This is a genomic window from Streptomyces sp. AM 2-1-1, from assembly GCF_029167645.1.
GTDB lineage: Bacteria > Actinomycetota > Actinomycetes > Streptomycetales > Streptomycetaceae > Streptomyces.
In genome coordinates this window covers 2,572,753-2,593,568 of record NZ_CP119147.1, presented here as the reverse complement: position 1 = coordinate 2,593,568, position 20,816 = coordinate 2,572,753, and the positions used below count along the sequence as shown (strand labels likewise).

The 20,816-nt window shown below is 73.8% G+C and carries 20 protein-coding genes; 10 read left to right on the top strand and 10 right to left on the bottom strand.

What is annotated here, in order from left to right; genetic code table 11:
• Positions 1 to 50: 50 nt before the first annotated feature.
• Positions 51 to 695: a PH domain-containing protein gene (locus PZB77_RS10935; protein ID WP_275492384.1), complete on the top strand. Its 645-nt coding sequence runs from the start codon at positions 51 to 53 to the stop codon at positions 693 to 695.
• Between the two features lie 135 nt (positions 696 to 830).
• Here PZB77_RS10935 and PZB77_RS10930 read toward each other — a convergent pair whose 3' ends face one another.
• The 3 genes from PZB77_RS10930 to PZB77_RS10920 all read right to left on the bottom strand — a co-directional run bounded on the left by PZB77_RS10930 (position 831) and on the right by PZB77_RS10920 (position 3,999).
• Entirely contained in the window at positions 831 to 2,492 is a 1,662-nt protein-coding gene (locus PZB77_RS10930) for a phospho-sugar mutase (RefSeq protein ID WP_275492383.1), read from the bottom strand.
• 87 nt (positions 2,493 to 2,579) lie between these two features.
• A complete protein-coding gene (locus PZB77_RS10925; protein ID WP_275492382.1) occupies positions 2,580 to 3,404 on the bottom strand; it encodes a purine-nucleoside phosphorylase in 825 nt (274 codons plus the stop codon).
• Positions 3,405 to 3,561: 157 nt separating this feature from the next.
• Positions 3,562 to 3,999 carry a gamma-glutamylcyclotransferase gene (locus PZB77_RS10920; protein WP_275492381.1) on the bottom strand — a complete coding sequence of 146 codons (438 nt, stop codon included), beginning with the start codon at positions 3,997 to 3,999 and terminating at the stop codon, positions 3,562 to 3,564.
• A gap of 286 nt (positions 4,000 to 4,285) precedes the next feature.
• Here PZB77_RS10920 and PZB77_RS10915 point away from each other — a divergent pair, with 286 nt between their 5' ends.
• A complete protein-coding gene (locus tag PZB77_RS10915) occupies positions 4,286 to 5,725 on the top strand; it encodes an NAD(P)H-quinone dehydrogenase (RefSeq protein ID WP_275492380.1) in 1,440 nt (479 codons plus the stop codon).
• A gap of 262 nt (positions 5,726 to 5,987) precedes the next feature.
• Positions 5,988 to 6,962 carry a DeoR/GlpR family DNA-binding transcription regulator gene (locus PZB77_RS10910; RefSeq protein WP_275492379.1) on the top strand — a complete coding sequence of 325 codons (975 nt, stop codon included), beginning with the start codon at positions 5,988 to 5,990 and terminating at the stop codon, positions 6,960 to 6,962.
• 90 nt (positions 6,963 to 7,052) lie between these two features.
• Here PZB77_RS10910 and PZB77_RS10905 read toward each other — a convergent pair whose 3' ends face one another.
• Both PZB77_RS10905 and PZB77_RS10900 read right to left on the bottom strand, forming a co-directional pair.
• A complete protein-coding gene (locus PZB77_RS10905) occupies positions 7,053 to 7,622 on the bottom strand; it encodes a TetR/AcrR family transcriptional regulator (protein WP_275496007.1) in 570 nt (189 codons plus the stop codon).
• 307 nt (positions 7,623 to 7,929) lie between these two features.
• A complete protein-coding gene (locus PZB77_RS10900; RefSeq protein ID WP_275492378.1) occupies positions 7,930 to 9,681 on the bottom strand; it encodes a biotin carboxylase N-terminal domain-containing protein in 1,752 nt (583 codons plus the stop codon).
• Positions 9,682 to 10,045: 364 nt separating this feature from the next.
• On the opposite strand from PZB77_RS10900, the gene PZB77_RS10895 reads away from it, so the two are divergent.
• On the top strand, positions 10,046 to 10,534 hold the full coding sequence (locus PZB77_RS10895) for a hypothetical protein (RefSeq protein WP_275492377.1): 489 nt from the start codon (positions 10,046 to 10,048) through the stop codon (positions 10,532 to 10,534).
• On the opposite strand, the gene PZB77_RS10890 is transcribed toward PZB77_RS10895, so the two are convergent.
• The 4 genes from PZB77_RS10890 to PZB77_RS10875 form a co-directional block, all read right to left on the bottom strand.
• Positions 10,515 to 11,126, bottom strand: a complete 612-nt coding sequence (locus PZB77_RS10890; protein ID WP_275492376.1) for a nucleoside triphosphate pyrophosphatase — start codon at positions 11,124 to 11,126, stop codon at positions 10,515 to 10,517. The genes PZB77_RS10895 and PZB77_RS10890 overlap by 20 nt on opposite strands.
• Positions 11,127 to 11,245: 119 nt before the next feature.
• Entirely contained in the window at positions 11,246 to 11,374 is a 129-nt protein-coding gene (locus tag PZB77_RS10885; RefSeq protein ID WP_275492375.1) for a hypothetical protein, read from the bottom strand.
• A gap of 108 nt (positions 11,375 to 11,482) precedes the next feature.
• A complete protein-coding gene (locus tag PZB77_RS10880) occupies positions 11,483 to 11,686 on the bottom strand; it encodes an acyl-CoA carboxylase subunit epsilon (protein ID WP_275492374.1) in 204 nt (67 codons plus the stop codon).
• Positions 11,687 to 11,724: 38 nt separating this feature from the next.
• Positions 11,725 to 13,305 carry an acyl-CoA carboxylase subunit beta gene (locus tag PZB77_RS10875; protein ID WP_275492373.1) on the bottom strand — a complete coding sequence of 527 codons (1,581 nt, stop codon included), beginning with the start codon at positions 13,303 to 13,305 and terminating at the stop codon, positions 11,725 to 11,727.
• Positions 13,306 to 13,485: 180 nt separating this feature from the next.
• On the opposite strand from PZB77_RS10875, the gene PZB77_RS10870 reads away from it, so the two are divergent.
• From PZB77_RS10870 to hutH, 5 genes are all read left to right on the top strand, one after another.
• Positions 13,486 to 14,358 carry a biotin--[acetyl-CoA-carboxylase] ligase gene (locus PZB77_RS10870; protein ID WP_275492372.1) on the top strand — a complete coding sequence of 291 codons (873 nt, stop codon included), beginning with the start codon at positions 13,486 to 13,488 and terminating at the stop codon, positions 14,356 to 14,358.
• Between the two features lie 218 nt (positions 14,359 to 14,576).
• Positions 14,577 to 15,773, top strand: coding sequence for an adenylate/guanylate cyclase domain-containing protein (locus PZB77_RS10865; protein ID WP_275492371.1), 1,197 nt, complete (start codon positions 14,577 to 14,579; stop codon positions 15,771 to 15,773).
• Positions 15,774 to 15,840: 67 nt separating this feature from the next.
• Positions 15,841 to 16,656 carry an enoyl-CoA hydratase-related protein gene (locus PZB77_RS10860; RefSeq protein ID WP_275492370.1) on the top strand — a complete coding sequence of 272 codons (816 nt, stop codon included), beginning with the start codon at positions 15,841 to 15,843 and terminating at the stop codon, positions 16,654 to 16,656.
• Positions 16,657 to 16,753: 97 nt separating this feature from the next.
• Complete coding sequence (locus PZB77_RS10855; RefSeq protein ID WP_275492369.1) at positions 16,754 to 17,908, top strand: GGDEF domain-containing protein; 1,155 nt, start codon at positions 16,754 to 16,756, stop codon at positions 17,906 to 17,908.
• Between the two features lie 118 nt (positions 17,909 to 18,026).
• Positions 18,027 to 19,571, top strand: coding sequence for a histidine ammonia-lyase (gene hutH / locus PZB77_RS10850; protein ID WP_275496006.1), 1,545 nt, complete (start codon positions 18,027 to 18,029; stop codon positions 19,569 to 19,571).
• Between the two features lie 46 nt (positions 19,572 to 19,617).
• On the opposite strand, the gene PZB77_RS10845 is transcribed toward hutH, so the two are convergent.
• The gene (locus tag PZB77_RS10845; protein WP_275492368.1) at positions 19,618 to 19,926 is read right to left on the bottom strand and encodes a hypothetical protein; all 309 of its coding nucleotides are present in this window, start codon (positions 19,924 to 19,926) and stop codon (positions 19,618 to 19,620) included.
• 167 nt (positions 19,927 to 20,093) lie between these two features.
• On the opposite strand from PZB77_RS10845, the gene PZB77_RS10840 reads away from it, so the two are divergent.
• The gene (locus PZB77_RS10840) at positions 20,094 to 20,543 is read left to right on the top strand and encodes a hypothetical protein (protein WP_275492367.1); all 450 of its coding nucleotides are present in this window, start codon (positions 20,094 to 20,096) and stop codon (positions 20,541 to 20,543) included.
• Positions 20,544 to 20,816: the final 273 nt, after the last annotated feature.

Below are 20,816 nucleotides of genomic sequence, written 5' to 3'. Positions count from 1 at the left end.
GCGGGACCCGGCCGCCCCGTGCCCGGCCCGGCGTCAGGCACAATCGGGCCATGACGAGCTCCACGCCCCCCGACGAGCCCACCTACGCCGACCGCACCTACCGGTCGGGTGCCGCGATGGTGGCCGGCGTACTGCTGCTCCTGCTGATCGCCTGGCTGCTCGGCGACGCGCTCTTCACCGGGGAGGGCCGTGCGCCGTGGCAGGCGCTGTCGGCGACGGCGCTGGTGGCGCCCCTGGTGATCGCCCTCACGCTGCGGCCCGCCGTGCTGGCCGGAACCCGGCGCATCCTGGTCCGCAACCCGTTCCGCACGATCACGCTGCCGTGGTCGGCGGTGGAGGGCATCCGCGCCGCGTACTCGACCGAGCTGTACACCACCGGTGGCACGAAGTACCAGGTGTGGGCGCTGCCCGTCTCGCTGCGCGACCGGAAGCGGGCGCTGCGCCAGTCGACGGCCGCCCAGCGCGGGGGAGGGCTCGCCGAGGGCCAGGTGCGTCCCGCCGCGGCCGACCAGGCGGTGTCGGAACTTCGCCAGCTCGCCCACGACGACGCCGAGCTGCGGGCCGCCGCCGCCTCGCAGGGCATCGCCGCGCCCGGGGGGCCCGAGGTGTCCGCCTCGGTCCGCTGGGCCTGGGAGATCATCGCGCCCGCGGTCGCGGGCGCGATCGCGCTGGCGGTCCTCTTCGCCACCGGCTGACGACGGCCCCCGGCACGGGCGTCCCGCACGAACGGGCGGGCCGGCCCTCCCTCGGGAGGACCGGCCCGCTTCCGTGTGCCGTGCGCCGGCTGCCGTGTGCGGTGCGTCTGCTGCCGCCGGCCGGACGCCCGGGGGTCAGATGCCGGCCGCGGCGGAGAGGTCCCGCCTGATCCCGGCCAGCAGCTCCGCCGCCCGGGCCCGCGCGGCGGGCAGCCCGTCCGCCGAGGCGACCGGCACGACGACCTCCAGGTAGCACTTCAGCTTCGGCTCGGTCCCGCTCGGGCGGACGATCACCCGGGCCCCGTCCAGCCGGTAGCGCAGCCCGTCCGTGGGCGGCAGCGGCGCGGAACCCTTCGAGAGGTCCTCCGCCGAGGTCACCGCCAGTCCGGCCAGCGCGACGGGCGGCCGCTCCCGCAGCCGCTCCATGGCGTCGGCGATGACCGAGAGGTCCTCCACCCGGACCGAGAGCTGGTCGGTCGCGTGCAGGCCGTGCGCGAGCGCCAGATCGTCCAGCAGGTCGAGCAGGGTGCGGCCGCGCTCCTTGAGCACCGAGGCGAGCTCGGCGACGACCAGCGCGGCGGTGATGCCGTCCTTGTCCCGTACGCCGTCGGGGTCGACGCAGTAGCCGAGCGCCTCCTCGTAGCCGTAGCGCAGGCCGTCCACGCGGGCGATCCACTTGAAGCCGGTCAGCGTCTCCTCGTACCCGAGACCGGCCCGTTCGGCGATCCGGCCGAGCAGCGAGGAGGAGACGATCGAGGCGGCGAGGACGCCCTCGGCGCCGCGGTCCACCAGGTGCGCCGCGAGCAGGGCGCCGACCTCGTCGCCGCGCAGCATCCGCCAGCCGCCGTCGGCCGCCGGGTCCGGGACGGCGACGGCGCAGCGGTCCGCGTCCGGGTCGTTGGCGATGACCAGGTCGGGCTCCACCCGTCGCGCGGTCGCGAAGGAGAGGTCCATCGCGCCCGGTTCCTCCGGGTTGGGGAACGCGACGGTGGGGAAGGCCGGGTCGGGCTCGGCCTGTTCGGCGACGAGCACCGGCGCCGGGAACCCGGCCCGCTCGAAGGCGGCGGTCAGCACGGAGGTGCCGACACCGTGCATCGCCGTGTAGACGGTCCGGGCGGTGCGCGGGGAGCCGGCGGAGAGGACGGCGTCGGTCCGGGCCAGGTAGGCGTCGAGGACCTCGTCGCCGAGGACCTGCCAGCCGCCCTCGGGGCGGTCCACCCCGGCGAGCGGGCCGACCGCCGCGATGGCCGCGGCGATCTCCGCGTCCGCCGGGGGCACGATCTGCGAGCCGTCGCCCAGGTAGACCTTGTAGCCGTTGTCGCGCGGCGGGTTGTGGCTCGCGGTGACCTCCACGCCGGCGACGGCCCCCAGGTGCCGTACGGCGTACGCGAGGACGGGGGTCGGCAGCGGGCGCGGCAGCACGGCGGCGCGCAGCCCGGCCCCGGTCATCACCGCGGCGGTGTCCCGGGCGAAGTCGGCCGAGCGGTAGCGGGCGTCGTAGCCGATGACGACGAGGCCGGGAGCGTCTCCCCGGCCCGCCCGGGCCCTGAGGTACGCGGCGAGTCCGGCGGCGGCCCGGATCACGACGGACCGGTTCATCCGCATCGGCCCGGCGCCCAGCTCCCCGCGCAGCCCGGCGGTGCCGAACTGGAGGGTGCCCGCGAAGCGCGCGGCGAGCTCGGCGCGGGCTGCGGGGCCGTCGGCGGCGATCAGCCGGCCCAGTTCGTCCCGCGTCTCGGGGTCCGGGTCCTCGGCCTGCCAGGCCCTGGCCCGGTCGAGGAGGTCGTCGTGCTGCACGGGGGTCCACCCTTCGGGGATGACGGGGATGCGTCCGGTACGGGGGCCGGCGCCGGCCACGCGGGGTGCGCGCCGGCGCCCGGCCGGTCAGATCTGTCTCAGTACCCGGGCCAGCAGGTCGCCCATGCGCGCGGCCGAGTCCCGGCCCGCCTGCAGGACCTCTTCGTGATTGAGCGGTTCGCCGGAGAGACCGGCGGCGAGGTTGGTCACCAGCGAGATGCCGAGCACCTCCGCGCCCGCCTCGCGCGCCGCGATGGCCTCCAGCACGGTGGACATGCCCACCAGGTCGCCGCCCATCGCGCGGACCATGCCGATCTCGGCCGGGGTCTCGTAGTGCGGGCCGGGGAACTGCACGTACACGCCCTCTTCCAGCGAGGGGTCGATCTCCTGGCAGAGCGTCCGCAGCCGGGGGGAGTAGAGGTCGGTCAGGTCGACGAAGTTGGCGCCGATGATCGGGGAGGTGGCGGTGAGGTTGATGTGGTCGGAGATCAGTACCGGCTGTCCCGGGCGCATGCCCTCGCGCAGTCCGCCGCAGCCGTTGGTCAGCACGACGGTCCGGCATCCCGCTGCGACGGCCGTACGGACGCCGTGGGCGACGGCGGCGACGCCCCGGCCCTCGTAGAAGTGGGTGCGGCCGAGGAAGACCAGCACGCGCTTGCCGCCGATGAGGTACGAGCGGACCGTGCCGCCGTGGCCCTCGACCGCGGGGGGCGGGAATCCGGGCAGGTGCGTGACCGGGAACTCGGCGTCCGGGACCCCGAGCGCATCGCCCGCGGGCCCCCACCCGGACCCCATCACGAGGACCACGTCGTGGGTCTCGGCGCCGGTCAGCTCGCGCAGCCTGGCGGCGGCATCGGCGGCCACCGCGTGCGGGTCGTCCTGGATGTTGTCCGGAATAACAGATGCGTTCACCGCACGAGGGTAACCGCTGAATCCCTACGCGCGTAGATGGACCGGCGCGGACCTCCTCCGGTCCCTCCGTGTCCCCGTACGCCGAGGAGGGCGGGAGCAGGACTCCCGAAGCGGCGCACCGGACCCGCGGGGTACGTGGAACACGGACCCGTCCGGGTCAGCAGGGACGCTTGCGCAACTCCATCACGTAGTCGTGCGGGGCCCCGGCGGACTCCGCCGCGTCGGCCACCTCGCCGAGGTAGCGGGCGGAGGGCAACCCGCCCTCGTACCCGTTGAGCACGTACATCCAGGCCGGCTCCTCGCCGTCCAGGGTGTGCACGCGCACCCGCATCCGCCGGTAGATGTCGAGGCCGACACCCTCCCAGCGGTCCAGGGAGTCCTCGTCCATCGGAGCCACGTCGTAGAGGGCGACGAAGACCTGGGAGCGCGGCGCTTCGACGACCGTCGCCAGCGCACCTTCCCACCCCATCTGCTCCCCGCCGAACGTCAGCCGCCAGCCGTTGAGCCAGCCCGTACCGCGCAGCGGGGAATGCGGTGCGCGGCGCGTCATCAGCCGCGCGTCGAGGTTGCCGGCGTACGCGGCGTAGAGCGACATGAGTCCGAGGGTACGGGAGATGCGCCGCGACGTGCCGGACTCCCGCCAGGAACAGCCCGGAAGAGAAGGCCCCCCGGGGCCGCCGGGAGGTCGTCGGCGCGGCGGCCCGGCCACCCCGCCCGAGCTGCGGGGAAGGCCGCGGGGCCCGGATGGAGGGCCCCGGAGCGAAGCGGCTCGGCGGGTGCGGGACAATGGAGTACGTACTGCATGCCCCCGGGGCGATCCCCCGGACCCCGGCCGGGACGGCAGACGGCCGCGGGACGACACCACCCGAGGCGGACTTTTCGTGACCAGGATCGTGATCATCGGCGGCGGCCCCGGCGGCTACGAGGCGGCACTGGTGGGCACCCAGCTCGGGGCGGACGTCACCGTCGTCGACTGCGACGGCCTCGGCGGCGCGTCCGTCCTCACCGACTGCGTCCCCTCGAAGACCCTGATCGCCACCGCCGAGGTGATGACGACCTTCGACTCCTCCTACGAGGAACTGGGCATCATCGTCGCGGACGACACCCCGCACCTGGAGCAGGCCGCCCGGGTGGTCGGTGTCGACCTCGGCAAGGTCAACCGGCGGGTGAAGCGCCTCGCGCTCGCGCAGTCCCACGACATCACCGCCTCCGTCACCCGGTCCGGTGCCCGGGTGGTGCGCGGCCGCGGCCGGCTGGAGGGCCTCCAGGCCGCCGACGGCTCCCGCCAGGTCGTGGTGACCGCGGTGGACGGCACCGAGGAGCGGCTCACCGCCGACGCGGTCCTGATCGCCACCGGCGGCCACCCCCGCGAGATCCCGGACGCGCAGCCCGACGGCGAGCGCATCCTCAACTGGACCCAGGTCTACGACCTCGACGAACTCCCCGAGGAGCTCATCGTGGTCGGTTCCGGCGTCACCGGCGCCGAGTTCGCCGGCGCCTACCAGGCGCTCGGTTCCCGGGTCACCCTCGTCTCCTCCCGCGACCGGGTTCTGCCGGGCGAGGACCCCGACGCCGCCGCCGTGCTGGAGGACGTGTTCCGCCGCCGGGGCATGAACGTCATGGCCCGCTCCCGCGCCCAGGCCGCCAAGCGCGTCGGCGACCGGGTGGAGGTCACCCTCGCGGACGGCCGGACCATCTCCGGCTCGCACTGCCTGATGGCGGTCGGCGCGATCCCGAACACCGAGGGCATGGGCCTGGAGGAGGCCGGCGTCCACCTCAAGGAGTCCGGCCACATCAAGACCGACAAGGTCTCCCGCACGAGCGCCCCCGGTGTCTACGCCGCCGGTGACGTCACGGGGGTCTTCGCGCTGGCCTCGGTCGCCGCGATGCAGGGCCGGATCGCGATGTACCACTTCCTCGGCGACGCGGTGGCCCCGCTGAACCTGAAGTCCGTCTCCTCCAACGTCTTCACCGACCCGGAGATCGCCACCGTCGGCTGCACCCAGGCCGACGTGGACGCCGGGAAGATCGAGGCGCGGGTCGTCAAGCTCCCCCTGCTGCGCAACCCGCGCGCCAAGATGCTCGGCATCCGGGACGGCTTCGTCAAGATCTTCTGCCGCCCCGGCACCGGCATCGTGGTCGGCGGCTGTGTCGTCGCGCCGCGCGCCAGCGAACTCATTCATCCGATTTCGGTCGCGGTCGACAACAACTTGACGGTGGAACAGATCGCGAACGCGTTCACGGTCTACCCGTCCCTGTCGGGTTCGATCGCCGAGGTGGCCCGCCAGTTGCACACCCGGAAGCTCGACGGCGAGATCTAGTCACCCCGCGCGACCGTCCCCCGCGCCTCGGCAACCGCCGTTGCGCAGGGGCCTGTTGGGGAGCGAACGGATCGCATCTGACCGCTCCTCGACCAGGTGTGCGCATCTGGCGGTCGATCCGGCGGCAACTGACGGCGACTCCGCGGACAGCTCTGACAACATCGGTTTCGCGTATATCACTTGGCGACCCACTTCGTGGCCAACTTCTGCAATCCGGCCCAATGCGCTGAAAACGCGCGTGGGTCAGGTTACTGTCAGTTCTGTGTTCGCTGCAGAACGTCGTCAACTGATCCTCGAAATGGTGCGCGCGAACGGGGCGGTATCGCTCCGTGAGCTCGCCCGCGTCGTCCAGACCTCCGAAGTGACCGTACGGCGGGACGTGCGGGCGCTGGAGGCAGAAGGACTCCTCGACCGCCGGCACGGCGGTGCGGTCTTGCCGGGCGGTTTTACGCGGGAGTCCGGCTTTCCGCAGAAATCCCATCTCTCGTCCGCGGAGAAGACGGCCATCGCCGACGCGGCGGCCGGCCTGGTCGGTGAGGGCGAGGCCATCGTCGTCGGCGCCGGTACGACCACGCAGGAGCTGGCCCGCCGGCTCGCCCGGGTGCCCGGTCTGACCGTGGTGACCAACTCCCTGCTGGTCGCGCAGGCCCTCGCCCACGCCAACCGCGTGGAGGTCGTGATGACCGGCGGCACCCTGCGCGGGAGCAACTACGCCCTGGTGGGGAGCGGCGCCGAGCAGTCCCTCCAGGGGCTGCGGGTCTCCCGGGCCTTCCTGTCCGGGAGCGGGCTGACGGCCGAGCGCGGCCTCTCCACCTCCAACATGCTCTCGGCCAGCGTCGACCGCGCCCTGGTGCAGGCCGCCGCCGAGGTGGTCGTGCTCGCCGACCACACCAAACTCGGCGCCGACACCATGTTCCAGACGGTGCCGACGGAGCTGGTCACCCGGCTGGTCACGGACGAGCCCCCGCCCCAGGACGAGCGGGCCGCCGCCGAGATCCAGGCCCTGGCCGACCAGGGCGTCGAGATCACCCTCGCGGGTGGCGACACCGACACCACCTCCTCCGGCGCCCCGGGCCCGGAGCACGCCCCGCCGAGCGGCAGAGCCCGGCGCGAGATGCCCCTGCCGGGCCAGCGCCGCACCCAGAACGGCGGCCTCGGACAGCAGTTGCGCGGTGCGGCGGTACTGGCCGACCCCGGCCCGGAGCGCGCCCGCGTGGCGGACCTGCGCCGCCGCTGAAGGTCCCGTCGACCGGTCCCGCGGAGGGTTCGCGCCGTGAGCGCCGCACCCCGGGGCCGGGGAGGCGGAGGACCTCAGCGCACCAGCGCCTCAGCGCACCGGCGCCGTGTCCTCCCGGCCCTCGAGCCCTCGCAGCGTCAGCAGGAGCAGCCGGTCGGCCAGCCCCGGGTCCCCGGGGTTCTTCTCCGCGGCGAGCGCGATGGCGTTGGTCAGCTGCAGGAGATCGCCGATCGACACGTCGGCCCGTACGGCCCCGCTCTCCTGCGCCCGTGCCAGCAGCCGGGCCCCCGCCTCGCGCAGGGGGACGTGACAGGGCGCCAGGGCAGAGGTCGCGTCCGTCGAGGCCGTCAGCAGTCCCTGGGCCAGCCCCCGGTACTCGCCCGCGTGCCGGACGATCGCGCCGAGCCACTCCACCAGGGCCCGGCACGGATGCTCCGCCCTCGCCAGGGCGTACGAGCGGTCGAGCAGGTCCGCCAGGGCGTCCTGGAAGACGGCGTTCATCAGCGCGTGCCGGGTGGGGAAGTGCCGGTACAGCGTGCCGATCCCGACCCCCGCGCGCCGGGCGAGGTCCTCCAGCGAGGCGTCGGTGCCCTGTTCGGCGAAGAGGGTGCGGGCCTCGCCGACCAGCCGGTCGTGGTTGCGGCGGGCGTCGGCCCGCATCGGCCGCCCGGGTGCCGGGACGGGCGCGGGCAGCCCGGAAGCAGCCCCGGCGCCGTCCGGAGCCGGGGCGGTGCTCGGTGCCGTGCGCGGCGGCGTCACGCGGGCCATGGTGGGGTCGTCCTGCCGGGTCTCCACGGCTCCAGGATGCCACCGTGCCCGCTCCACCCGCCCGCGGACCGCCCCGCACCCCCTTCCGCTCCGGGGATCGGTGCCCGGCACCGGTACGCGCGAAGGCCCCGCCCGGTCCGTACGCGGAGGGCGTACGGACCGGGCGGGGCCGGAGTGTTCCGGGTGAGGGTGACCCGCGTCAGCCCTTGATCTCGCAGATCGCGGCGCCGGAGGAGAGCGAGCCGCCCACCTCGGCGCTGAGGCCGGTGATCGTGCCGGAGCGGTGCGCGTTGAGCGGCTGCTCCATCTTCATGGCCTCCAGGACGACGACGAGGTCGCCCTCCTTGACCTCCTGGCCCTCTTCCACGGCCACCTTGACGATGGTGCCCTGCATGGGGGAGGCGAGGGTGTCGCCGGACGCCGCGGAGCCGGCCTTCTTCGCCGCGCGGCGCTTCGGCTTCGCCCCGGCCGCCAGGCCCGTGCGCGCGAGGCTCATGCCCAGCGACGAGGGGAGCGAGACCTCCAGGCGCCGGCCGCCGACCTCGACGACGACGATCTCCCGGTTGCCCTCGTCCTCGTCCGCCTCGGCGGGGGAGGTGAAGGGCTTGATCTCGTTGACGAACTCGGTCTCGATCCACCGGGTGTGGATACGGAACGGGTTCGAGGTGAACGCCGGGTCGGCGACGACCGCGCGGTGGAACGGGATGGCGGTCGCCATGCCCTCCACGGTGAACTCGCCGAGCGCGCGGGCGGCGCGCTGGAGCGCCTGTTCACGGGTGGCACCGGTGACGACCAGCTTCGCCAGGAGGGAGTCCCAGGCGGGGCCGATGACGCTGCCGGACTCGACACCCGCGTCGAGCCGGACACCGGGACCGGTCGGGGCGTCGAACTTGGTGACGGTGCCCGGGGCGGGCAGGAAGCCCCGGCCCGGGTCCTCGCCGTTGATGCGGAACTCGAAGGAGTGACCGCGCACGGCCGGGTCGTCGTACCCCAGCTTCTCGCCGTCGGCGATCCGGAACATCTCGCGGACCAGGTCGAGGCCGGTGACCTCCTCGGTCACCGGGTGCTCCACCTGCAGACGGGTGTTGACCTCCAGGAAGGAGATCGTGCCGTCCATGCCGACGAGGAACTCGACCGTGCCGGCGCCGACGTAGCCGGCCTCCTTCAGGATCGCCTTCGACGCGGAGTACAGCTGGGCGTTCTGCGCCTCGGAGAGGAAGGGGGCCGGGGCCTCCTCGACCAGCTTCTGGTGGCGGCGCTGGAGCGAGCAGTCCCGGGTGGAGACGACGACGACGTTGCCGTGCGAGTCGGCCAGGCACTGGGTCTCGACGTGGCGCGGCTTGTCGAGGTAGCGCTCGACGAAGCACTCGCCCCGGCCGAACGCCGCGACGGCCTCGCGGACGGCGGAGTCGTACAGCTCGGGGATCTCTTCGAGGGTGCGGGCGACCTTCAGACCGCGGCCGCCGCCGCCGAAGGCGGCCTTGATGGCGATGGGCAGACCGTGCTCCCGCGCGAACGCCACCACCTCGTCGGAACCGGAGACCGGGTCCGGGGTGCCGGCGACGAGCGGGGCACCGGCGCGCTGCGCGATGTGCCGGGCGGCGACCTTGTCACCGAGATCGCGGATCGCCTGCGGCGGGGGGCCGATCCAGGTCAGCCCGGCGTCCAGCACCGCCTGCGCGAACTCCGCGTTCTCCGACAGGAATCCGTACCCCGGGTGAATGGCGTCCGCGCCGGAGTCGGCGGCGGCGCGCAGCACCTTGGCCATGTCCAGATAGCTGGCTGCCGGGGTGTCACCGCCCAGTGCGAACGCCTCGTCGGCCGCGCGGACGTGCAGAGCGTCCCGGTCCGGATCGGCGTATACGGCGACGCTGGCGATCCCGGCATCCCGGCAAGCCCGAGCGACACGGACAGCGATTTCGCCACGGTTGGCGATGAGCACCTTGCGCACGATGACTCCCTCCTAGGAACAAGCTGAGTTTAGGGACAACCAACACGGCCGTACGACCCGTCCCCATGAGTGGGCTTGCCCACGCGGAGAGTGAATTCGGTGCTTCCGGAGTCGCAAAATCCCTTGTCGGAACAGGGTACGCCGCCACCCTCAACGGCACAGTAACCACGAGGTGTGGTCCAGGTCTCTGTCCGTAGGCGCAACGACCGGTGGCTTTTCTTTGTCACAACCCCACGAACGGATGACGTAATTCTTTGCCGCGTCCCCTGGCGGGGCCGGAGGTGCGCGCACCCTTGTCCAGATGTTTACCCGTTAGTAGGGTCCGCGGTGTCGCACGTAACCAGGAGTAACAGGGGGTGGCGCCGTGGTGCGCAGACCGGTGGCCGTCGTGACCGCGCTGGTCCTCCTCGCCGAGGCGGTGGGGGTGGGGATCGTCAACACGGTCCTCGCCACGGTGGCGGAGAATCAGAACATGTCGCTGGCGGGCCTGGAGCCCGGGGCGATGAGCACCGGCGCCTGGGTGATGGGCGGGGTGTCGGCGGCCCTGCTGGTGAGCGTCGCGCTGGTCGCGCTGACCGCCGGGGTGCGCGACCGCTCCCCGGGCAGGGCGGGCCGCTTCGCGCTGATCGCCACCGCCGTCGTGCACGGGCTCCTCGGTGCCCTGGCGGTGGGTCTGATCGGCTGGTTCGCGTTCGCCTCCATGATGGTCACGCTCGCCCTGCTCGTCGGCACCCTGATCGGCTACGACCCCGCCCGCCACGAGCCCGGAGCGGCAGTGGCCGCGGGGGCGGGAGGGGCGCCCGACGCCGGAGGGACCCCGGCGCCCGTGGTGATCAGGCCCACAACTCCGTGACCGACACGCCCAGTTCGCCGAGGAGCCGGCGCAGCAGCGGCAACGAGAGCCCGATCACGTTGGAGTGGTCGCCCTCGATGGAGTCGACGAACGGGGCCGAGAGGCCGTCCAGGGTGAACGCGCCCGCCACGTGCAGCGGTTCGCCCGTCGCCACGTAGGCGGCGATCTCGGCGTCGGTCGGCTCGCCGAAGCGGACGACCGTCGACGCGGTCGCGGACGCCGTGCGGCCGCTCGCGGTGTCGACCACGCTGTGGCCGGTCCGCAGCACGCCGGCGCGGCCGCGCATCGCCTTCCAGCGGGCGGTGGCCTCCTCGGCGTCGGCGGGCTTGCCCAGCGCCTCCCCGTCCAGGTCGAGCACCGAATCGCACCCCACGACCAGGGCGCCGGCCGTCTCCGGGAGCGCCGCCACGGCGTCGGCCTTGGCCCGCGCGAGTACGAGCGCCAGCTCACCGGGGGTGGGGGCGGAGAGCGCGTCCTCGTCCACCCCGCTGACGATCTTCTCGGGAGCGAAGCCCGCCTGCCGCAGCAGGCCGAGGCGGGCGGGGGAGGCGGAGGCGAGCACGAGCCGGCGCTGAGCAGTCATGGGGGCCATCGTAGGACCCGCCGCGCGGGCGGACCGAGCGCGCGTACGGCGCCGTGAGGCGGGCGGGCCGTGCGCGGGCACGGCTCCGGGACGCGGACGACGGGGCCGCGTGGCCGGCCCCCACGTCCTCAGCCCAGGCCGACCACGAACATCGCGACCACCATGGCCACCGCCAGCAGGAACCCCGCGCGCCGCATCATCTCCTGGGCGTCGCGCAGTTCCTTCGGCGGGCGGTTCTCCGGGTCGGACCACAGCATGCGTCCGATCCTGCTCCGCCCGCCGCCGCGCGGCCTGAGTACGGGTACTCAGGCCACCCGGGCAAAGGGGGCGCGGTCACCCCCGGTGGCGGAGGCGCGGGGTGCCGCTCACGCGGGCCAGTAGGTGCGCGCCCACGCGCCCGGCCCGGGCAGCGGCCGGGCGGCGCGGGCGATCCGCGCCGGGTCCGACCACTGGGCGCGGGGCGTGCTCCGCGTCTGCGGAGCCGCCGCCGCAGCGGCGCGCACCCGGACCACCGCCAGGGCGGCGGCGAGCTCCTCGGGGGTCGGATTGCCCCGTACGACCTTGATCATGTGGACTCCCGTCCGTGCTCGTGGCTCCCGCACCTCTTCTAGAGCGGGATGTTGCCGTGCTTCTTCGGCGGCAGCGACTCCCGCTTGGTGCGCAGCTGCCGGAGCGCCTTCACGACCTGCTTGCGGGTGTCCGAGGGCAGGATCACCGCATCGACGTAGCCGCGTTCGGCCGCCACGTACGGGTTGAGCAGCGCGTCCTCGTACTCCGTCATCAGCTGCGCGCGGGTCGCCTCGGGGTCCTCGGCGGCGGCGATGGTGCGCCGGTGCAGGATGTTCACCGCACCCTGCGCGCCCATGACGGCGATCTGCGCGGTCGGCCAGGCGAGGTTGACGTCGGCGCCGAGGTGCTTGGAGCCCATCACGTCGTACGCCCCGCCGAACGCCTTGCGGGTGATGACCGTGATCAGCGGGACGGTCGCCTCCGCGTAGGCGTAGATCAGCTTGGCGCCCCGGCGGATGATGCCGCCGTACTCCTGGTCCACGCCCGGCAGGAAGCCCGGCACGTCGACGAAGGTGAGCACCGGCACGTTGAACGCGTCACAGGTGCGGACGAAGCGCGCGGCCTTCTCACTGGCGTCGATGTCCAGACAACCGGCGAACTGCATCGGCTGGTTGGCGACGACACCGACGGGCCGGCCCTCCACGCGGCCGAAGCCGGTGATGATGTTCGGCGCGAACAGGGCCTGGGTCTCCAGGAATTCGGCGTCGTCCAGCACGTGCTCGATGGCGGTGTGCATGTCGTACGGCTGGTTCGCGGAGTCCGGGATCAGCGTGTCGAGCTCGCGGTCCTCGTCGGTCGTCCCCAGGTCCGCCTCCTCCGGGAAGGCGGGCGGCTCGGAGAGGTTGTTCGACGGGAGGTACGACAGGAGGGACTTGACGTACTCGATGGCGTCCTTCTCGTCGCCCGCGAGGTGGTGCGCCACACCGGAGGTGGTGTTGTGGGTACGGGCTCCGCCCAGTTCCTCGAAGCCCACGTCCTCGCCGGTGACCGTCTTGATGACGTCGGGGCCGGTGATGAACATGTGCGAGGTCCGGTCGACCATGACCGTGAAGTCGGTGATCGCGGGGGAGTAGACCGCACCGCCCGCGCAGGGGCCGACGATCAGCGAGATCTGCGGGACGACACCGGAGGCGTGCACGTTGCGCCGGAAGATCTCCGCGAACAGCCCGAGCGCCGCCACCCCTTCCTGGATGCGGGCGCCGCCGCCGTCGTTGATGCCGATGACCGGGCAGCCGGTCTTCAGCGCGAAGTCCATGACCTTGACGATCTTCTCGCCGTAGACCTCGCCCAGCGAGCCGCCGAAGATCGTGAAGTCCTGCGAGTACACGCAGACCGGCCGGCCGTCGACCGTGCCGTAGCCGGTCACCACCCCGTCCCCGTAGGGGCGGTTCTTCTCGATCCCGAAGTTGGTCGAGCGGTGACGGGCGAACTCGTCGAGTTCCGTGAAGGAACCCTCGTCCAGGAGCAGGTCCACCCGCTCCCGCGCCGTGAGTTTGCCCTTCGCGTGCTGCTTCTCGACCGCGCGCTCGGAACCGGCGTGCGTCGCCTCGCCGATACGGCGCTGCAGGTCCGCGATCTTGCCGGCGGTGGTGTGGATGTCGCTCTGCGGCTCGGACATCGGGTGGCGGCTCCCTGCCTGGTCACGGAAGATGACGGGGGCTTGGTCCCGGGGGACGGGCCCGGTGAGCACCACGGGAAGCCCTCGTTCCTGAACGGCTACTGCTCCGTAGCGTATCGGCGGCCCCGCGGATCGGCAGTGCGTCCTCGTGCGTCCTTTGCCACACCTAGGGTGGCTTGCATGACACCCCCGGATGCGCCATCGAACCGCTGGTCGGACCTGGACCGGCCGCCCCTGAACACCCCCGCGCTCCGCCGCGGACTGCTGCGGCCGGGCGCGCTGTGGACCTCGCTCGACGTGGTGGAGGAGACCGGCTCCACCAACACCGACCTCGCCGCCCGGGCGGCCTCCGGGAACCCGCCCGCCGAGGGCGCCGTGCTCGTCGCCGAGGTGCAGAACGCCGGACGCGGACGGCTCGACCGGGTCTGGAGCGCGCCGCCGCGCTCCGGGCTCTTCCTCTCCGTGTACCTCGCGCCCACCGAGGTGCCGGCGGAGCGCTGGGGATGGCTGCCGCTGCTCACCGGGGTCGCCGCCGCCACCGGTCTGGCCCGCGCCGCCGGGGTGGACATGGCGCTGAAGTGGCCCAACGACCTGCTGGTGACCGTGGACGGCGCCGAGCGGAAGACCGGCGGCATCCTCGCCGAGCGCGCCGGGGACGGCGTCGTCGTCGGCCTCGGACTCAACGTCTCGCTGCGCGCCGACGAACTCCCCGCCCCCACCGCCGGCTCCCTGGCCCTCGCCGGAGCTGTCTCGCTCGACCGCGAGACCCTGCTGCGGGCCGTCCTGCGCTCGCTGGAGCAGTGGTACGGGCAGTGGCGCGCGGCCGGAGGCGACGCGGCCGGCAGCGGGCTCCAGGCCGCGTACGCGGCGGGCTGCGCCACGCTCGACCGGACCGTGCGGGCCGAACTGCCGGGCGACCGCTCCGTGGTCGGACAGGCCGTCGCGGTCGACGGCGACGGAAGGCTGATCCTCTCCACCGGCGACGGGCGCCGGCAGCCGGTCTCGGCGGGCGACATCGTGCACCTGCGCGGCGCGGCGGGCGGACTGGTCTGACGTCGTACGCCCCGCACCAGGGCGTACGGGAGGCGAACGCCCGCCACCCCGGAGGATGAACGGGGCGCGCGCCGGAGCGCGAACGCGTGAGCCGCCGCGTCCGACGCACCCGCGCCGGGGTGACGAGGACGTGAGCCAGGGCACACCTGCCGTATCGTTGAGGCGATCCAGCGACAGATCGGCAGGGCAGTGCGCAGGGAACGGGCAGGAGGCGGCTGGTGACCGTCGGCGACACGGGTTCGGACGCGGGCGCACGGCCCCCGTCGGACCCCTCGGTCCATGCCGCGCCCCATCACGAGGTCGACCACACGGTGGAACCGACCGACGATCCGCTGGCGATCCGGCTGGAACAGCTGATCCTCGGTGCCGAGCGCCAGTACACCCCCTTCCAGGCGGCCCGCACCGCCGGTGTCTCGATGGACCTGGCCTCGCGCTTCTGGCGGGCGATGGGCTTCGCCGACATCGGCCAGGCCAAGGCGCTCACCGAGGCGGACGTGCTGGCCCTGCGCCGCCTCGCCGGCCTCGTCGAGGCGGGCCTGCTGAGCGAGCCGATGGCCATCCAGGTGGCCCGCTCCACCGGACAGACCACCGCCCGGCTGGCCGAATGGCAGATCGACTCGTTCCTGGAGGGGCTGACCGAACCGCCCGAGGCCGGCATGACCCGCACCGAGGTCACGTACCCCCTGATCGAGCTGCTGCTGCCGGAGCTCCAGGAGTTCCTGGTGTACGTCTGGCGGCGGCAGCTGGCGGCCTCCACGGGGCGGGTCGTCCAGGCGCAGGACGACGAGGAGATGGTCGACCGGCGGCTCGCGGTGGGCTTCGCCGACCTGGTCGGGTTCACCCGTCTCACCCGGCGGCTGGAGGAGGAGGAACTCGGCGAGCTGGTCGAGGCCTTCGAGACGACCGCCGCCGACCTGGTGGCCGCGTACGGCGGCCGCCTGGTGAAGACCCTCGGTGACGAGGTGCTCTTCGCCGCCGACGACGCCGGTACGGCCGCCGAGATCGCGCTGCGGCTCATCGAGGCGATGTCCGCCGACGCGACGATGCCGGCGCTGCGCGTGGGCATCGCCTTCGGCACCGTCACCACCCGGATGGGCGATGTCTTCGGGACCACCGTGAACCTGGCCAGCCGGCTCACCTCGATAGCGGCGAAGGACGCCGTCCTGGTGGACGGGGCGTTCGCCGAGGAGCTGATCCGTACGGGCGACTCCCCCGCGTCCGAGGCCCGGGCGGCCGAGGAGATCGCCGCGGCGGCCGAGCGGGCCCGGCTCGCCGAGAAGGAGGGGCGGACGCTCACCGACGAGCCCCCGCTGCCCGCCTACCGCTTCCAGCTCCAGCCGATGTGGCAGCGGCCGGTGCGCGGCCTCGGTGTGGTCGAACCGTGGATGCTGACCCGGCGCGGCGGCGGTCGCTGAGAGCGGCCCTGCCTTCCCCGCGAAGACCCTAGGATCCCCCGGAACACCACCACCGGAGGGATGGAACATGAGTGTCACGTCCGAGCAGCGGTTCGGGGAGTTCGTCGTCGTACGGCGTCACACGGAGCCCGCGCACGTCGCGGAGCTGGTGCTCGACCGCCCGGAGGCGATGAACGCGGTCTCCTCGGAGATGGCCCGGTCGGTCGCCGCCGCCTGCGAGGCGCTCGGCGCGGACCCGGAGGTGCGCGTCACCGTCGTCTCCTCCAGCAGCCCGCGCGCCTTCTGCGTCGGCGCCGACCTCAAGGAGCGCAACTCGCTCGGCGACGCCGAACTGGGGCGGCAGCGGCCCGTGACGCGCGCCGCGTACACCGGGGTGCTGGAGCTGCCGATGCCGGCGGTCGCCGCGGTACACGGGTTCGCCCTCGGCGGCGGCTTCGAGCTGGCCCTCTCCTGCGACGTGATCGTGGCCGACCGCACCGCCGTGGTGGGGCTGCCCGAGGTGTCGGTCGGCGTCATCCCGGGCGGCGGCGGTACCCAGCTGCTGCCCCGGCGGGTCGGTGCGGCCCGGGCGGCCGAGCTGATCTTCACCGCCCGCCGGGTGGAGGCCGCCCAGGCCCACGCCCTGGGGCTGGTGGACGAGCTGGTGGAGGCCGGTGAGGACCGGGACGCGGCGCTGGCACTGGCCGGCCGGATCGCGGCCAACTCCCCGGTCGGTCTGCGGGCCGCCAAGCGCGCGCTGCGGCTCGGCCACGGGCTCGACCTGCGGACGGGCCTGGAGGTGGAGGACGCGGCCTGGCGGTCGGTGGCCTTCTCCGGCGACCGCGCGGAGGGCGTGGCGGCGTTCAACGAGAAGCGGAAGCCGCGGTGGCCGGGGCTCGGATGACGCAGGGTGACTCCCGGGTGGGGTGAGCCCGGGGTAACCGCACCGCGTCCCGATCGTCCGACGATCACACCAGCGCATACGTACATAAGCTGGTGGGATGGGTGGTGACGATGTGCGACTGCGGGCGGTCGTTTCGCTGGCGCAGACCATGGCGGCGGCCTACACCGCGAAGGAGTCGTGGCGGGCCGCCGCGCTGGGCGCCCGCGACGCGCTGGGCGGCTCCTTCGCCGCGCTCTCGGTGTGGGAGCGCGACCGGGGCAGGCTCCGGGTCCTGGTGAACGCCGGGGAGCGGGCCGAGGGGGAGGAGGAGTTCCCCGACGAGGAGGCCTACTCCGTCGACCGTTTCCCGGAGATCACCGAGTTCCTGCACGAGCGATGGGCGGGCGGCGGCGAGCCCGACGCCTGGGTGGAGACCGTGGACGGCCGTCCCGTCGAGGGCGCGCCGGCCCGGGGCGCGCGCCCGTTCTGCCACCAGCGGGTCGCCGCGCTCCGGCGGCGCGGCCGCGGCTGCTGCGTCGTCGCGCCGATCGTGCTGCACGGCCGGGCGTGGGGCGAGCTCTACGTGGCCCGCCCGGCGGGGATGCCCGTCTTCGACCGGGACGACGCCGACTTCGCGACGGTGCTGGCGGCCGTGGTCGCGGCCGGCATCGCGCAGACCGAGCGGCTGGAGGAGGTCCGCAAACTCGCCTTCACCGACCCCCTGACCGGTCTCGCCAACCGCAGGGCCGTGGACATCCGGCTGGACGAGGCGGTGGAACGGCACCGGGTGGAGGGCGCCGTGGTCAGCCTCGTGGTGTGCGACCTCAACGGGCTCAAGGCGGTCAACGACACCCATGGCCACGCCGTGGGAGACCGTCTGCTGGAACGTTTCGGCTCGGTGCTCTCGCGCTGCGGCGCGATACTGCCGGACGCCCTCGCCGCCCGGCTCGGCGGCGACGAGTTCTGCCTGATCGCGGTGGGCCCCGGGACGGACGAGGTGATCCGGGTCGCCACCGAGCTGTGCGAGCGCGCCGCCGCTCTGGAGCTGGGCGAGGGAGTGGCCTGCGGGGTCGCCTCGACCGGCGACCCGATCGGGCCGGTGCACTCGGCCCGGCGGCTCTTCCGCCTCGCCGACGCGGCGCAGTACCGCGCCAAGGCCGATCGCGCGGTGGGCCCGGTGGTGGCCGGCCGGGACGGCGAGGTGCTCCGGCTGGCCGACTCGCCCCCGACCCCCGCCCACGACCGCCGCAGGCTCCGGGGCAACCGGCCGTGAGAGGCCGGACGGATCGGCGGGGCCACCCACCGGACGGTAAGGGTCCAAACGGGCAAGCGCCGATGACCCGGGACTGATGACATGGCCAGTTTCAGTACGTAGGGTTCTGAATATGGATATGCACACAGTCGTGCTGGGGACCTCCGGCACCACCGCCGAGGACGTCCTGGCCGTGGCCCGCGCCGGCGCGCGCGTCGTTCTGTCCGCCGAGGCGCTCGACGCGCTCGCGGCAGCCCGCGGGACCGTCGACGCCCTCGCCGCCCGGCCCGAACCCGTCTACGGCGTCTCCACCGGTTTCGGCGCCCTCGCGACCCGCCACATCAGCCCCGAGCTGCGCGGACGGCTCCAGCGCAACATCGTCCGCTCGCACGCCGCGGGCATGGGTCCGCGCGTGGAGCGCGAGGTGGTGCGCGCGCTGATGTTCCTCCGGCTCAAGACGGTCGCCTCCGGCCACACCGGCGTACGCCCCGAGGTCGCGCAGACCATGGCCGACCTGCTCAACGCGGGCATCACCCCGGTCGTCCACGAGTTCGGCTCCCTCGGCTGCTCCGGCGACCTCGCCCCGCTCGCGCACTGCGCCCTCGCGCTGATGGGCGAGGGGGAGGCCGAAGGGCCGGACGGCACCGTGCGCCCCGCCGCCGAACTCCTCGCCGCACACGGCATCACCCCCGTCGAGCTGCGGGAGAAGGAAGGGCTCGCCCTCCTCAACGGCACCGACGGCATGCTCGGCATGCTGGTGATGGCCCTCGCCGATCTGCGCGCGCTCTACACCGGCGCCGACATCACCGCCGCGCTCTCGCTGGAGGCACTGCTCGGCACCGAGAAGGTCCTCGCCCCCGAACTGCACGCCATCCGCCCGCACCCCGGGCAGGGCGTCAGCGCCGCCAACATGCTGCGGGTCCTGGAGGGTTCCGGCCTCACCGGGCACCACCAGGACGACGCGCCCCGGGTCCAGGACGCCTACTCCGTGCGCTGCGCGCCCCAGGTCAACGGCGCGGGCCGGGACACCCTGGCGTACGCCGCCACCGTCGCCGACCGGGAGCTCGCCGCCGCCGTCGACAACCCGGTGGTGCTGCCCGACGGCCGGGTGGAGTCCAACGGCAACTTCCACGGCGCGCCGGTCGCGTACGTCCTCGACTTCCTGGCGATCGTCGCCGCCGACCTCGGCTCCATCTGCGAGCGCCGCACCGACCGGCTGCTCGACAAGAACCGCTCGCACGGACTGCCGCCGTTCCTCGCCGACGACGCCGGTGTGGACTCCGGCCTGATGATCGCTCAGTACACGCAGGCGGCCCTGGTCAGCGAGATGAAGCGGCTGGCCGTGCCCGCCTCGGCCGACTCGATCCCGTCCTCCGCGATGCAGGAGGACCACGTCTCGATGGGGTGGTCGGCCGCGCGCAAACTCCGTACCGCCGTGGACGACCTCACGAGGATCGTCGCGATCGAGCTGTACGCGGCGGCGCGCGGTGTGGAACTGCGCGCCGCCGGCGGGCTGTTCCCCGCCGCGGCCTCCCGCGCCGCCGTGGAGGCGCTGCGCGCGGCGGGCGCCGAGGGCCCGGGGCCGGACCGCTTCCTCGCCCCCGACCTGGCCGCCGCGGACGCGTTCGTCCGCGGCGGAGGGCTGATCCGGGCCGTGGAGCGGGTCACCGGACCGCTGGACTGACACGTCCGGCCGCCCGCCGGAGCGGCGGGCGGCCGGACGCGCACCGTCAGGCGGGCGAGGAGGACCTGCGGTCCGAACGGGCCACGTAGCCCGCGCCCAGGCCCAGCAGGACCGTGCCGCCGATCAGATACGGCGTGGTGCCCGTGCCGGAACCGGCGCCCGCCTGCGCGAACGACCGGCTCGACGAGCCGTACGACTCGTCCTCCCGCTGCACCGGGGCATGGCCGGCGGATCTCGCCGGCCCGGTCCGCGAGGACGTGTCGTCCGTGTTCTTCGCCGACGGTACGAAGCAGAGCGCGCCGAGTACGACGCCCGCGACGGAGACGGTCAGCAGTGTGCGACGAGTGATGGTCACAGATTCGATCCCCTGACGACGACCTTGAGTTGACCCCCGTGGGCCGATGGTACGACCTTCATCCAGGAGCGCCGAGCGCCCCGGCGCGTCCGGCCCCGGCCCGGGACGCGCGGCCGCCGCAGCGGGTCGGGGGAGCGCGTGCGATCCGGAGCCCTACGCTCCCGCACATGAGCACTTCACCGAACACGTCACCGAGCACCCCGCAGGGCACCCCCGAGGCCGCCGTGGGGCAGCCCGCGTTCGTCCGTCTCCAGGTCGAGCTGGTGGTGGAGATCACCGACCCCGGGGCGCTGACCGGTGCCGCCCTCGAAGCGGTCGCCGCGGAGTACGAGGACGCCACCCCCGACCCCGACGACGACGGGACGGACCACGAACGCAGGCATGCCGAGTCCCTCGTCCGGGCAGACGCCGCAGAGGCGCTCGCCTCGCTGATCGACCCGCTCGACCTCGTCGGCGCCCTACCGGGCATCGAGCTCGCCGAAGCTTCCTGGAGCAGCGAGGCCGTGGAGCCGGACGACGCCGCGGACGAGCGGAGGCGTGACGGAGACGACCCCACCGACTACACCGACTACACCGACCACAGCGAGTACGCCGGGAAGGGCCCCGAGGACGCCTAGGCCGGCCCCGGGGTCTCCCCGGCACCGCCGACGGCGGCGGGGAGAGCCGGCGGACCGAGGAGAATGGAGGGAGACGACAAGCGGACAGCCGTGCGCGGCGACCGGTCCGACGTGTGAGGACGCCCGTTCGCGGGCCGCGCGCCGGGCCGGACGGGAACCGCGCCGGACCCGCCCGGGGAGGCGGGAACCAAGGCCGTCGGAGACGCGTCGATGAGTGGTGTTCCCCACATCCGGTACGGATGTGGAACGGATCGCCACCGACCGGGGTTCTGG